Origin of the sequence: Mucilaginibacter gossypii (assembly GCF_900100945.1) — a bacterium.
GTDB classification, from domain to species: domain Bacteria; phylum Bacteroidota; class Bacteroidia; order Sphingobacteriales; family Sphingobacteriaceae; genus Mucilaginibacter; species Mucilaginibacter gossypii.
This window is the reverse complement of the sequence record NZ_FNCG01000010.1, coordinates 149,007-161,463: the sequence shown is the minus strand read 5'-3', so window position 1 is coordinate 161,463 and position 12,457 is coordinate 149,007. Positions and strand designations below refer to the sequence as shown.

Below are 12,457 nucleotides of genomic sequence, written 5' to 3'. Positions count from 1 at the left end.
TGCCCAAAATGCGGCGAAGCGGCGAAGTTTACGGAGCGGCTGGAACCGCTGACGTTATTTGAGATTTGCAAACTGTAAAATCAGTATCTTGTCAACCACTATTAAGCCTTATTATGGAAACCAATCTCGCCGTTCTTAGTACTGATTCCGTTGATCGTTATGGTTATCGGATATGGATAACCGCTCTTGAAATGGCTTTGAAAGATCGATTTAAGGAAGGCATGCCAATGCTTTTTGCGCATAATCAGCATAAACCCATGGGTTGGGCAAAACCCTTTGCTTTGTATCTGGAGCCACATTTGACCAGACTGCTCGCACTGCAGCACATACCCGTAACAGATGAGGAAAAAGCTTTAGTGCTAGAAAACCATGCTATCTTTAGAACTAACAAGTATTTTGAGAGTTCCAAAGAATTTCTTGAACCATTCAGCAAACTGCTTGAACTTAATAATATTACTGGTTGCAAAGTCACACATATCAATTGTTTAACGGCAAATAAATCAGGTATAGCCAAATTGCTATACCCGTTTCTGTTCGAAAAAACTTATCGTGACAATCTTGTTCCCTTTAAAGTTTTATTCGATCATTTTGAATATTTAGGACAAGGAATTTTTAAGAATAAATATTCCGAACTGGTTGTTTTCGCTCATCATTTTTTCAGACGATCTGAGTCAATTCATAATACTTTGAATGCTGCATTTTTAGATGAATTGATATCGCTGAGAAACAATACAGAGCTTGATCTTTATCTTAGAATCGACGAGGATCAGTTGGGTTATGCTCCCTCATTCCGTCCTTATATGGAACTCGAATATCAATGGGGCCCGACCTACAATGACGATATAACTTCGATTAAAGAAGGCGTGTCGGTACATATTTGTGATCCTAATGAAAGAGCTTATTATGAATTCAGCCGCAGCGAATTTTTATGGGAATGGGATAAACCTGGTCAAAAGTTTTCTTTTCAAATGGAAGAACTTCAAGATGATAGTTCGCCACTGGATAATGACCATTATCATTGCCGATATATACATACAGTCTATGACAAAACCAAAGGAGGCTTCGAGCATTTTGATGCGGCGATAAGGTCTTACGACGTTTATGAAATGCTTGACCGGCTGGATAAAGATATAAAGGGCTACGGTAAACAATCGGTCTATACCAAGCTCTTTAAGATTAATGGCCCGTTGGCACTTAGTAAATGGAAATTGTTAGTTACATTATTCCTAAGAGGAAATCCGATCATCTATGAGTATTTCGGACTTAAAAAAGAATACGAAGCGTTAAAACCTGCCGAAGAGGAGCCATTAACATTAGAGCAGCATCTTTTCCCTTATAAGATCGAAGCTGCCGATGGATTGCGTTTAATGGTATCGTTATTTAACCCACGGAACACGGACCGCCAAGGCAGATACGTCGATTCCTTCGATATCATTTCTGACGATGTAAAATCCTATCGCTGCATCGATTACTATTTCCTGGAGTTTAAAAAGTCGTTGATGAAGATTGGCGACAACATAAATATCCCAGAAGAAGTACTATTGATTAAAAGTCCAGATAATTATTGGAACATTCCGTTAATTATGCATGCGGGCCCTGAAGCACAACAACTTCTAAATAATTCAGTGCAAGCACTAATCAACTTATTTGAGGCCATGATTAGGAAAAATATTGATTTTAATATATCTCTTACTATCGGCATCACATTGTCGGACAGAATTATACAAATTTCCTCCTACGGCCAAATTAATATGCTGTTAGACTGGCTGAAGTTAAATATGCCATTTCCAGAGAATGAACATGCGTTTACTGAGTGGTTGGTAACGCAAAAACGCTACTTGGAGCATTTCCCAGCCCAGGGGAAGCTGCCTATCATCTCGGAACTTATTCAGTTTGATGGTGTGTTGTATCCAAAGAGGACGGTGGTTAAATCTTCTTATCAATTTGATATTGATCCAGAAAAGGGCTTAAAATGGGCAATTGATATAGAAGGTCTGGAACGAAAAATATATGAAGCCGGCGTAGCAACAATGGTACCCGCTATCGAGGTAATGGAAAGTATCTGTCATGATACGAAGGAAGACTATTTCACATCTTCAAGGTCGCGTTGGCTTGACGATGATCTACGGGTTGTAGATATCACCCACTGGCGGCCCGTATTTTTACATTGGGCGGAGAATCAGTCGAAAAGTCCATCTTCTCAAGAAATTATACCAGCGACAACACATTAAAAATAACAAAGCCCTGCCGGTTCACAGCAGGGCTTTCCCAAATTTGTTAAGCGTGATTTGTTATTTATTTCGCTGCGTTTTTCTTTTCCGTTACGTCTTTACGCAGGTCTGTGGCCACAACTTTGATCTGCTGTAAAGCATTGCGCAGACGAGTACCGGCCGCTTTGTTATTTTTCTCGTAAAAGGCTGCACCTTCTTTTTCGGCGGTTTCTACCAACGCTTTCAGTTCTGCTAATTTTTCCATAGTCTTTTAAATTTAAATTAATAATGATGTAAATAAATGTTTTTCAATAAATAAGGCAGCAAAGATAAACAAGCCACTTAAACTGCCATGCCCTGTTCTTGGGTTTTGGCTTGACTCTTATCCTTGCTCACTTCCAGCTTATGATCTTTGGCCGGCTCCTTCAGGAACTGTTCGCGTTTTTCCGGTTTACCGTCCTCACGGAAGAAATTCAGTTGGCTATAACGCGGTGAAACTTCCATGTACAGCTTACTTTCCTGGCCATCCTTGCTCACGGTTACCAGCGGGCGGTTACCGTTTTCGACAGATTTGATCAATTGTTCATGTTGCTTTTCATCATTCAGCTCTTTAATATTGAACTTGTTCAGCGTGTTTTCCAGGATAAAGCCATAGGTTGGCACATGATATTGTAATGTCTGGAAATTATGGTGGCGATCTTTCTGACTATCCAGATCTAATTTAACCCAAGCCTGGTAGGGTTCGCCACCCAACTTTAACAAATCATCACGAAATACCGCCCGCCCCTGGATCATATTGGCCGACTGTTCGGCGGTAAATCCCTTACCGCGTTCCACGTAAATAGTTTGGCTGATACCCGGGTTGCGGTAAGTGCGATTAAAGTCCTTTTCGATATAATTCACGTTGCCTTCTTGCATTTTCGCCAGTTCGGTTTTATGGGCAGGGTCTTTACCGATAGCCAATACCGCGTCGCCAAACTGCGCCTTAAAGAAAGTTAAAGCGTCCTCAACCTTATCAAAAGACTTTACATCGTTTTTGCCGGGTTCCTTTTCGTTCGGGCGAATAACCATGTATTTTTCACCCTCGGCCAATGGCTTACCATTTAGCAGGCGCACATCGTACTTATTCAGGTAATAATTTTCGGATTGGCCCGATTGCTTAAAGCTCAGCGTCATATCGATCTGCCCTTTGTTACCCAGCACACGATCATGTATCGTAAAATCACTTACACCGCGTTCCATTTGCTTTTGCATGTCTTCCGCGACTTTCTTACCAAATCCCAGTTTGGTCAATTCTTCCTTTAGATTCTCCAGATTGTTGTAATTCATATCTTTTACGTTTTTTAATGAATTGGCTTGTTTCAGTTCGTCGAGCAAAGCATCGACACGCCGGTAATGTATCTCATGCATTTGCCCTGGCCCACGCGGCTCATAGTACGGCGCTTTCGATTCCAGGTATTCCATCGCATAACCCAACGTGTCGAAAAACACGAAATGCTGCGGCTTCAGTTCCGCTGCCGTTGGCACCAGTGGAAACACCACATGATTGATGCCTACATCCTGCGCCTCCTCCAGCATGGCAATGATCTCCCCGGCGTATTTCGTTTCCAGTTGCATGACTAAGATTTATTGACCCTCAACAGCACCTGCTGGCCGCCATGCAGTTTCACCCGTATGCGTCGCGCTTTCTTGCCGAGTAATCCTTTTGCCGCCGAGATACCCGCCGTCGCCGCTTGTGTACCGAGCGAGTAGTCCGCTGACAGGAATTGCATGCTTTCCAGCGCACCGTTTGTCCCCTGCCCGGCGGCCTCGCTGAGTTCCGCTTCAGGCGCCGCTATGCCCGCCATGCCGTCCAGCGAAAACACGGTGAGATTTACGGGGATGATCGAAGTGCCTAAACGAATGTTTTTGATTTCCAGTAGCAGCCTCTGATTGGTGATCGAGCATGAACCTGACAATGATTGACCTTTTTGCAATAGCATACCATCAATGCGCACGGTATCCGCCAGCAATAACCGCACGACGCCTCCAGTCAATATTTTCTGATTGCCATCGATAATTGCTGGTATCGCCTTAAAAGCGCTGTCCGATTTTTTATTTGCAGCTTCCCTTTTCAGTTTGTCCGAAACCAAACCCGGATTTTGAATTTCTTTGATCTTATCCAGCATACCACTTAGTTGCGCCATCTGCGGATCGGGCGCATTAGCCTCATTTTGTTTTTCCTTCAGCAATTTTTCCAATTGCTTCAATTGTTCGGCTTGGCTGTTATCCGAACTACCAGTGTTCGTTAGCTGCTTAACCTGCTGCGGCGGTTGGCTGATTTGCCGGTTTATAGCCGCCAAGCGTTCGTTGATTTTGACCTCGTTTGCTTCAGCCGAACCGGCCGGTTTATTAAATTTCGCTGTATCCCAGCCCAATGCCGCAAAGGCTCCGGCTGCCGAATGCGATCTGTCCGCTGCACTATCGCGCTGCGCCCGGTCATAGGCACTCAATTTATCCGTTGGGTCTCCCTTTTGCAGTTGTGCACCCGGTAAGGCCGTATTGATGCCGGGCTGCGTTGCTGCCGATTGTGCTGTAGTCGAGCCTCGTCCGCCGCCCAGGGCGTAAAAGCCCAAAGCAGAAAACAAGAACACGAACACCGGCATCACCAACAGCATGATGAGTTTTCTTTTTTCTGGTGTTGTCATAAAATGTCGTTTGTTAGAAATGAATGAATGCTTTAATACACAAGAGCAGACAGCAACCGCCGAAGAGTAGGATAAACAGCGCCAGCGCAGTCAGCCAGGAACTCCGGTTCCAGTATTGTGTTCGGCGCCCTAAGAATTTCGCCATTTTTCGCTGCCGTTTATCCAAACCACTCCGTAGGTCTACCAACCATTCCGCAGGCTGACTGTCGTGGTTAATTCTTCTTTTAAATAACCTCATGGCTGATTTGCTTTAACCTGTTCATCATTGTTTTGCAGGATTTGCCACTGCTGGATCAGGAAGCCGTGCGGATTATTATCCGTCTCCGTTTTCAGATCGCTGACCTTACCCTGTGTAATCAGCCTGCGGGTCGTCGTCGAAGTACTCCTGACCAGTTTCTCTGTAGCGTAACAGGTAAATCCGTAGGGATAATGATTGAGATCGAGCTGAATGCTGTCTACTTTGATCTGCTGATTGATATTGGCCGAAACCAGGTTATTGAAATAACCGGCCTCCTTCAAGTTATCATAAGCTGTCTTTGCGCTGTTATCTGCCAGGTAAAGTGCCTGATCGATGTTCACCGCGATCTGCTTATCATCCGGTACCAGCGTAAAGAAGTCCTCGTGAAAGGTTTTGATATGATCGCGTAGCTCCACTGGCAAATTGGTTTTCCGACCCGAGGCAAAAGCTGCCAGTACCTTGCCGTTATACAGGATGTGTACCCGGTTCTGCGCACGGTCAACTATATCATAACTTTTATAAATGCAGAACCCGCAGATCAGCACATTCGCTGCGATCAGCAAAAAGCTGAACAGCCTCACATGTTTAAAAGCCGTGTCTATATTTTTGAAATGTGTAAACGCCATCACTTACCCTCCAGTTTATTTTTTTGATGATTGCTTCCGCTCCCCCGGTAACCCTCCATAAAATCAGCGGGTGCATTCAGGATATTGCTGCGGGCCTGCTCAAAACGCTCACCCGCTATACCCGCGCCAGTGACACCGGCATTAACTGTGGTAGTGGTGACGCTTTGTGTTAGCCGGGTGACATTATTGAGTAATCCATTTCCGCCATGTGCATGGATCACGTAATTGGCGACACTCGGCACGGAGAAGTACCCGACAATACCAATGCAGAGAAATATGAGATAAGCTAAATCGGCCTGACTAAAGAAAGTATCGCCTGAACTTTGAATTTGCGAAATGTCCAGCTTGATCATTTCTTGCTGCACCTGCCCGATGATCGAGCCGAAGATGTTCGCAATCGGCAGCCATAAAAAGATATTGATGTACCTGGCGATCCATTGTGTCAGCGTGTGCTGCAAGCCGTCGAAAACGGCAAAGCCAAATACCAGTGGGCCGAGTATTGCCAACACAATCAGGTAAAACGTCCGAATCACATTGATACAAAGAATCGCCGCCGCATACAATACCTGTAAGACTTCTGACATCCATTGCTTGATATTGTTCTTAAAGTTATAGGCCTGTTTATCCATCCAGAATTTCACATCATTGCCTAAACCGGAGAAAGTACCCTCGTTCTGATCATTTGGATCATCGGGATGCGTGTATTTGTACCAGGTCTGCCGGTCGCCGTTCCCGTCATCGCCGATATACATTTGATAACTGGAACTATGCTTGATGGCATCTTCCTTTTGTTTGAGCAGCAATGCGATGCTGTTGTCCGAATTGGTCACCATTGCGCCAGTCGCAGAAACAATGGGCTGCATAATGCCGTTCATGAGTGCTATAACTGCCGGAAACATTAGAATAGCCATACCCAGAGCGAACGGGCGCAATAGTGGATAAAAGTCAATTGCTTCGGCACGCGCGATTTGTTTCCAAACTCGGGAAGCTATACACCATAATGCAGCAAAACCAGCGATACCACGGCCCGCATCGATCAGGTTACTGCACAGCGGTATCATCTGGTCATAAACCTTATTCAATACCGGCTGCATCCCATTCAAACTGGTGGTGATATCCTGTGCTTGGCTTAAAGCGGGTAGCAATAGTAATACCATAGCCGCCCCACTGATATAGATGTACTTTTTCATGGGTAGAGGGATTTTAAGTTATTGACCTCATTTTGTTCGGCTTGCCTTTGCAGCAACAGCACATTTGTGCGCCGATTAAAATCTCTTAGGAAGCTCAATTTATCACTGCTTGCCGCGTAGATACGGTCGATGGCCGACAGTCTTTCATCATCACTCATGCGTAATTTCGAGGCGGTGATGATGTTGGCCAGTTCGTTCACATCATTTAGTGCTGCATTCGTGAGCTGCGCATAGACCCGCGACAGATAAGCCAGTTCATCGGCATTAAATCCGCCGCTGTTCTGAAATTGCCAATAAGCCTTTTTGTACTCGGTAATAATGCTGGCCTCATCAGTAATAATATCTGCCACACGCGCATATTTAGCTACTTCGGGATTGACTGCTAATAAGCCATTGAGAAATACCGAATGCAGGTTGAAATTACCTTGGGCTAAACTTTTTACCTGCTGATAGCCTTGGGTCAGTATACTATAGCCCTGCTGCATATCGGATAGAATGGCCTTGAACTGTGTCAGCTTCTCAATGTCATATAGCAATTGTTGCATATCCTGCCCTGTAGACACCTGGGCGGCGGCATGCCTAAAGCTGAAAGCGCAAAGTAGGAAGCAAACCAGCCCAATGAGTTTTTTAATTAATTTCATATAGGCGCCTTAAAGTGTTTAAATCATTCAATGAGTTATTGCGCTGGATAATGAGCATACGCGCGCCATTGCAAAAGGCCATGCTAAATCCCAACTTATCCCGGACACGCTGATAAATACCATCTAACCGTTCGATACGCTCATCATCGCTCATCTCCAGTTTGCCGTCGGTCATCACCAATTGCAATTCGGATAAGTCTTTGTCAGTTTCAAGCAATACCGCCGCTTTTACTTTGCCGATATAGTTCCGGGTATCATCATCTATTGCGGATAAGCTATCCATGAGGTCAAATTGCAGCGGAATACGTTGAGCATAAGTAATGATGCTGTCTGCCTTCGGATCATTTTTAATGACCAGGTTAACCGTTCTTAGCGAATTATAATAGGTTGAATGCAAATTAAATTCACCTTTCAGCCAATTGCTGACGCCGCCCCAACCGCTCTGCGCGATTCGGTAGCCTTGCTTCACATAACTACTATATTGCTCAAGCGCCGCGATCTGTTCGGTCAGGTATTTGATCTGCGTTTTCTTTTGCTGAAACCATTCGGCAAAAGTTTGCGCGTTAGCATCGTGAAAGCTAAAAGCACAAAAACTAAAGCAGATCAGCCAACCACTTAATATTTTTCGGTTAATCGATGCCATAATACTTCTTTAAAGTAAATACCTCGTTCTCGCTATTAGCTCGCTGTATACTAAGCGTGTAGTTCTGATTGTTGAACGTTTTGAGGTCGATGCAATTCGTATCCACCCGGTCTGCAGCCTTGTCGATCAGTTGCAGCCGCTTGGCATCGGTCATCTGCGTTTTAAAAGAGTTGATAACCACCAATATCTCATCCAGGTTTTTAACGCTCTCCTCCAGTATGCCGGAGTACACCTTTTGCATATAGGAAAGCTCATCCGCTGAAAAATGGGAATCTGTTTTAAGCAGATTCCAGGCGTGGTTGTACTGGCTCACCAATGCAGCCTGCTTTTCCGTCATATCCTTGACGCGCTCGTAGTAGGCAATCACCGATTTGACCGTTTGCAGCTCCTTGTAATAGTTATCAAAAAGATCTTTTTGTTTTTGGGTCTGGTCGGATATTTCCGCTAGCTTCAGTTTGGATAACTGGTTTTCCAACGCCTTTTGTGCATTTTGGAGCCAGATCGTTTGATTTTGCAATCGCTGCACTTCCAGGTCTATGGCCCTGATCACCCTGCCCACGGTCGAAGAAATGACCGAGCCGACAACAAATTGCGCATCGGCACCTTGAGGCAGAGAGACCAGTATGGTAGCTGAAGAGAGCGGCAGAATCACCATATAGGTTTTCATAAATTTTAAAAGCTTGGACACAATAACCTCCTTTAGCGCCACTTGATGCGGCACCTCAATATTTTTGTGTGATGAATAATTCTGTTAGTTGATCTTGCGATAAACGGCCTGTTTCAGCATTAAAATACCCTTATCCGGGTCAAAGCGGAACACTCGTCCTGTATTCGTCTCGTTGAGTAGTTCCGTAGCACTATCATAATCGCCCTCGACCTTTTCAAGTTTATGCTTTTTAGATAACAGCTTACCGTTCCGAATGGCTTGGTAGCCAGTATTGCGTTTGATGAGGTAATGCTGATTATCCGTATGGGTGAACACCAGTGTATCATCTGCAATACTATATTCACTCTGTGCATGGTTGACATAAATCCCATCGATGAATAATTGAACTTTTGCACTCTTACTATGACAGGCCGCTATAAAAGCTATGCCGCATAACATGAAAAATTTGAAATACTGCTTCATTTTAGTTAATTTTTAGTGGTTAACTCAATAGCCAGCATCGCGATACCTTTTTGAATGCTGCCATACTTTTTCGCGTATTGCTGAACTTTTACCTTTTCGGTCTCTTCGGTGGTATAGGCCAGGTATTCCATCAGGCTCACCTCGGTTCGGTAAACTTTGGAGTACTGGCCGCCCAAACTGATAAAAACCTCTTTATATTTCCGTTTCGGGTCATTGGCCCGGTTCATCGAGAGTATTTGCGCTTTTTCCTTTTCGGTCAGACCCAACAACTCCTGTATCGCATCGAATTTGTTCTGGTACTTACTCTGATCGAGCAATATCTTGCAATCGGAGTTATTGATAATGGCCTGCTTAACGATGGGCGATGAGATGATGTCCTCCACTTCCTGCGTAACCACGATAGCCTCGCCAAAGAATTTACGAACCGTTTTGAACAAATATTTAATGTATTCGGCCATCCCGTCTTTGGCAATCGCTTTCCAGCATTCCTCGATCAGCAACAGTTTACGAATACCCTTGAGCTTACGCATCTTGCTGATAAACATTTCCATTAAGATGAGCGTCACTACCGGAAACAAGATCGGGTGGTCCTTGATAGCATCAATTTCAAAGACAATAAATCGTTCGTGCAGCAGGTCAAGGTTTTCGGTAGCGTTCAATAGATAATCAAATTCACCGCCCCGGTAGTAAGGATTGAGCACGTACAGGAAATTGGCCACATCGAAATCTTTTTCCTTTACCTTACCGTCTTCCAGTACTTGTAGGTACACTTCCATCAAGTATTCGTAGAAAGTATTAAAGCAGGGAAAGATGTCGGGGTGCAAAGAAAGATGATCGAAATAGCCGGTCAACGCATTCGATAGCGCCACATATTCCGAACGTTTAAAATGCTCATCATCCTTTTTCCAGAGAGCTAAAAGCAATGTCTTGATACTCTCTTTCTTTTCGGTATCCAGCACATCGTCATCGGTCAGGTAGAACGGGTTAAAACTGATCGGTGATGCGTCCGAATAAGTGAAGTAGTAACCGTCTACGAGTTCGCATAAGCCCTTGTAGCTATGGCCAACATCGACCAACACTACGTGCGCGCCCTGTTCATAGTAAGAGCGAACCAGGTGATTAGTAAAAAATGATTTCCCTGAACCAGAAGGGCCTAAGATGAATTTGTTACGATTGGTAGTAAAACCCAGCCTCATCGGCTCGTCTGAAATATCTACATGCACCGGCTTACCTGTTAAGCGGTCACCTAAACGGATACCAAAGGGGCTGATACTGTCGCGGTAATTGCTTTCCATATTAAAAAAGCAAGCCGCCTGCTCGATGAACGTGTCGAACGTATCATTCATTGGAAAATCGGCCTCATTTCCCGGCATTCCGGCAAACCAAATCTGCGCTGCGCCAGCGGTTTCCTGTTTTGCCGTGGCATCCATTTGTGCCATTGCCGAACCCACCAAATTTTTCAGCTCGCGTACTTTTGCCATATCATTTGACCAGGCCAATACGTTAAAATGTGCCTTGATTGGTAAACGCTGCTCCGCGATAGCCTCGTTAAGAAAATCATTGACAGCATCTCGGCTAATAGCATTTTCTCGGCTATAGCCTGAAAGGGATTGCAGACGTAGCTTCTTGGCTTCTAAACGTTTAATTGTCTTTTGTCCGTCTTCAATAAAAAGGTATTGATTCAAAATGTGGTTACAAGCCAATAGGCTTCCCAGCGGCGAAGCAAAACCGATACTGAATTTCGTACGGTCAGTTGAGTATTTATCATAGTTTATGCGGCTGCCGCATAAAGGCGGCAAATCTTCCACATCGGAAAGCGTATACAGTTCGCAATGATTGTTACCAATCTTAAGTTCATCCTTGATATAAATATCCTGCACTAAAGGTGGTTCCTCCTTACCTTGCAACATCAGGTAGCGTTCTATGACACCAGCCTGCCCTTGGCTTCCTGCTAATTCATCATCAGACAGACGAATCAATTTTACATAACCGCTATCCGAAAGTACCCGCTCGAATTGTCCGGCACTATCTAAAAAATCTTTAAATAAAATCGGGTTAACTGTTTGTTGTGGTACAATGCTTTTGCGCAACACGTTGCTGTAGGCCGATGAGGCCAGTTTGCGATCCTTTGGTTTTTGTGTTAAAAAGATGTAGCAGCGGTGTTCGAGGCATTCCCGCTCATTAAAGAAACGTTCGCTGGCTCGTGAAAGAAAGCTATTGCCAGCCTTTTCAAAATCTGCATTAAAACTACTTTCCAGCCACCAATCTTGTTTATGAAAAATAGAACCGACCGGCAATAAACGGATTGCCTTTACCCAAGCCTGGTGATATACTTCATAGTCTCGATCCGACAGCGTAAATATTTCCGGCAAGTCAATCTCGTAACCAATAGAGATATCACCATGTGCCGACAAGATCGCGCCATTTTCCACCTTGCTCAATGGCAGTATTTTTTCAAGGGTGATTTCCATGTTTATTTGAATTAAGATTGATAAATAGTTTCCTGGAACGGTATTGGATGAACTCCGGTAGCTGTTTTTTTGCAAAATATTTGGTTAGTCCATGTTCACCAAACCTGTGGCTGAGGCGAAACACCGAAACAAATAAGCCGCTGCCTAAACCCAATATTAGCAGCAGGATAATCCAAAGGCTTACGCCACATATATATAGAACGGCAAAGCTGATCAGCAACCCGACTAAACCAATAGCCAGATAAGCGATGTACTGTGCTTTCAACCCGCGAAATACAATTGGTTTTGATACGCCTTTGTTGATCCGGTAGATACTCATAGCCCAAAGAATGATTTAAGTACAGTTGCTACCACCACCAAGAATACGCAGGACCCGAACCAGGCGGCAGCTACCTTGTTCGTATCGGGCTCACCAGCATTCCATTTGTTGAACACCTTGATTGCCCCAATAATACCGACCACGGCACCGATAGCGTACATCAAATTACAGCCACTATCGAAATAGCCTTTGACTTGGGTGGTTGCTGAATTAATACCGGAGTTGCCGTCCTGCGCAAAACAATAGTTGATCGTCAACCAACCGACCAAAAACATTAGTGTCTTGGTCAGTGCAATGCGTTTC

13 protein-coding genes are annotated in these 12,457 nt (G+C 44.4%); 1 reads left to right on the top strand and 12 read right to left on the bottom strand.

Translation table 11 applies throughout. The features are described 5' to 3' along the window. Positions 1 to 113: 113 nt before the first annotated feature. Entirely contained in the window at positions 114 to 2,231 is a 2,118-nt protein-coding gene (locus tag BLS28_RS18445) for a hypothetical protein (RefSeq protein ID WP_091170781.1), read from the top strand. 64 nt (positions 2,232 to 2,295) lie between these two features. Here the strand turns inward: BLS28_RS18445 and BLS28_RS18440 are convergent, their stop codons facing one another. The 12 genes from BLS28_RS18440 to BLS28_RS18385 all read right to left on the bottom strand — a co-directional run bounded on the left by BLS28_RS18440 (position 2,296) and on the right by BLS28_RS18385 (position 12,429). Continuing rightward, complete coding sequence (locus tag BLS28_RS18440) at positions 2,296 to 2,475, bottom strand: BF3379 family histone-like protein (RefSeq protein ID WP_091170778.1); 180 nt, start codon at positions 2,473 to 2,475, stop codon at positions 2,296 to 2,298. 77 nt (positions 2,476 to 2,552) lie between these two features. After that, positions 2,553 to 3,827, bottom strand: a complete 1,275-nt coding sequence (locus tag BLS28_RS18435) for a hypothetical protein (RefSeq protein ID WP_256337479.1) — start codon at positions 3,825 to 3,827, stop codon at positions 2,553 to 2,555. Positions 3,828 to 3,829: 2 nt separating this feature from the next. Then, positions 3,830 to 4,897: a conjugative transposon protein TraM gene (gene traM / locus BLS28_RS18430; RefSeq protein ID WP_091170773.1), complete on the bottom strand. Its 1,068-nt coding sequence runs from the start codon at positions 4,895 to 4,897 to the stop codon at positions 3,830 to 3,832. 234 nt (positions 4,898 to 5,131) lie between these two features. Beyond that, the gene (gene traK, locus BLS28_RS18425; protein WP_091170769.1) at positions 5,132 to 5,761 is read right to left on the bottom strand and encodes a conjugative transposon protein TraK; all 630 of its coding nucleotides are present in this window, start codon (positions 5,759 to 5,761) and stop codon (positions 5,132 to 5,134) included. After that, positions 5,761 to 6,951 carry a conjugative transposon protein TraJ gene (traJ, locus tag BLS28_RS18420; protein ID WP_091170765.1) on the bottom strand — a complete coding sequence of 397 codons (1,191 nt, stop codon included), beginning with the start codon at positions 6,949 to 6,951 and terminating at the stop codon, positions 5,761 to 5,763. Before traJ ends, traK begins: the two co-directional genes overlap by 1 nt. Further along, positions 6,948 to 7,592, bottom strand: coding sequence for a hypothetical protein (locus tag BLS28_RS18415; RefSeq protein WP_091170760.1), 645 nt, complete (start codon positions 7,590 to 7,592; stop codon positions 6,948 to 6,950). Before BLS28_RS18415 ends, traJ begins: the two co-directional genes overlap by 4 nt. After that, entirely contained in the window at positions 7,579 to 8,235 is a 657-nt protein-coding gene (locus BLS28_RS18410; protein WP_091170758.1) for a hypothetical protein, read from the bottom strand. Before BLS28_RS18410 ends, BLS28_RS18415 begins: the two co-directional genes overlap by 14 nt. Further along, positions 8,222 to 8,902 (bottom strand): conjugal transfer protein TraI, encoded by a 681-nt coding sequence (locus tag BLS28_RS18405; protein ID WP_091170755.1) that lies wholly within the window; start codon positions 8,900 to 8,902, stop codon positions 8,222 to 8,224. Before BLS28_RS18405 ends, BLS28_RS18410 begins: the two co-directional genes overlap by 14 nt. An 84-nt stretch (positions 8,903 to 8,986) precedes the next feature. After that, on the bottom strand, positions 8,987 to 9,364 hold the full coding sequence (locus BLS28_RS18400) for a hypothetical protein (protein WP_091170749.1): 378 nt from the start codon (positions 9,362 to 9,364) through the stop codon (positions 8,987 to 8,989). 5 nt (positions 9,365 to 9,369) lie between these two features. Further along, positions 9,370 to 11,835, bottom strand: a complete 2,466-nt coding sequence (locus BLS28_RS18395) for a TraG family conjugative transposon ATPase (protein WP_091170747.1) — start codon at positions 11,833 to 11,835, stop codon at positions 9,370 to 9,372. Then, a complete protein-coding gene (locus tag BLS28_RS18390) occupies positions 11,819 to 12,154 on the bottom strand; it encodes a DUF4133 domain-containing protein (protein ID WP_091170743.1) in 336 nt (111 codons plus the stop codon). Before BLS28_RS18390 ends, BLS28_RS18395 begins: the two co-directional genes overlap by 17 nt. Then, on the bottom strand, positions 12,151 to 12,429 hold the full coding sequence (locus BLS28_RS18385) for a DUF4134 domain-containing protein (RefSeq protein ID WP_091170979.1): 279 nt from the start codon (positions 12,427 to 12,429) through the stop codon (positions 12,151 to 12,153). The genes BLS28_RS18390 and BLS28_RS18385 overlap by 4 nt, the downstream gene beginning before the upstream one ends. Between the last annotated feature and the right edge of the window lie 28 nt (positions 12,430 to 12,457).

What these genes read in the sequence shown, in the direction of transcription:
- BLS28_RS18445 (WP_091170781.1), top strand. Translation starts at nt 114, where the DNA reads ATGGAAACCAATCTCGCCGTTCTTAGTACTGATTCCGTTGATCGTTAT.
- BLS28_RS18440 (WP_091170778.1), bottom strand. Translation starts at nt 2,475, where the DNA reads ATGGAAAAATTAGCAGAACTGAAAGCGTTGGTAGAAACCGCCGAAAAA.
- BLS28_RS18435 (WP_256337479.1), bottom strand. Translation starts at nt 3,827, where the DNA reads ATGCAACTGGAAACGAAATACGCCGGGGAGATCATTGCCATGCTGGAG.
- traM (WP_091170773.1), bottom strand. Translation starts at nt 4,897, where the DNA reads ATGACAACACCAGAAAAAAGAAAACTCATCATGCTGTTGGTGATGCCG.
- traK (WP_091170769.1), bottom strand. Translation starts at nt 5,761, where the DNA reads ATGGCGTTTACACATTTCAAAAATATAGACACGGCTTTTAAACATGTG.
- traJ (WP_091170765.1), bottom strand. Translation starts at nt 6,951, where the DNA reads ATGAAAAAGTACATCTATATCAGTGGGGCGGCTATGGTATTACTATTG.
- BLS28_RS18415 (WP_091170760.1), bottom strand. Translation starts at nt 7,592, where the DNA reads ATGAAATTAATTAAAAAACTCATTGGGCTGGTTTGCTTCCTACTTTGC.
- BLS28_RS18410 (WP_091170758.1), bottom strand. Translation starts at nt 8,235, where the DNA reads ATGGCATCGATTAACCGAAAAATATTAAGTGGTTGGCTGATCTGCTTT.
- BLS28_RS18405 (WP_091170755.1), bottom strand. Translation starts at nt 8,902, where the DNA reads ATGAAAACCTATATGGTGATTCTGCCGCTCTCTTCAGCTACCATACTG.
- BLS28_RS18400 (WP_091170749.1), bottom strand. Translation starts at nt 9,364, where the DNA reads ATGAAGCAGTATTTCAAATTTTTCATGTTATGCGGCATAGCTTTTATA.
- BLS28_RS18395 (WP_091170747.1), bottom strand. Translation starts at nt 11,835, where the DNA reads ATGGAAATCACCCTTGAAAAAATACTGCCATTGAGCAAGGTGGAAAAT.
- BLS28_RS18390 (WP_091170743.1), bottom strand. Translation starts at nt 12,154, where the DNA reads ATGAGTATCTACCGGATCAACAAAGGCGTATCAAAACCAATTGTATTT.
- BLS28_RS18385 (WP_091170979.1), bottom strand. Translation starts at nt 12,429, where the DNA reads ATGTTTTTGGTCGGTTGGTTGACGATCAACTATTGTTTTGCGCAGGAC.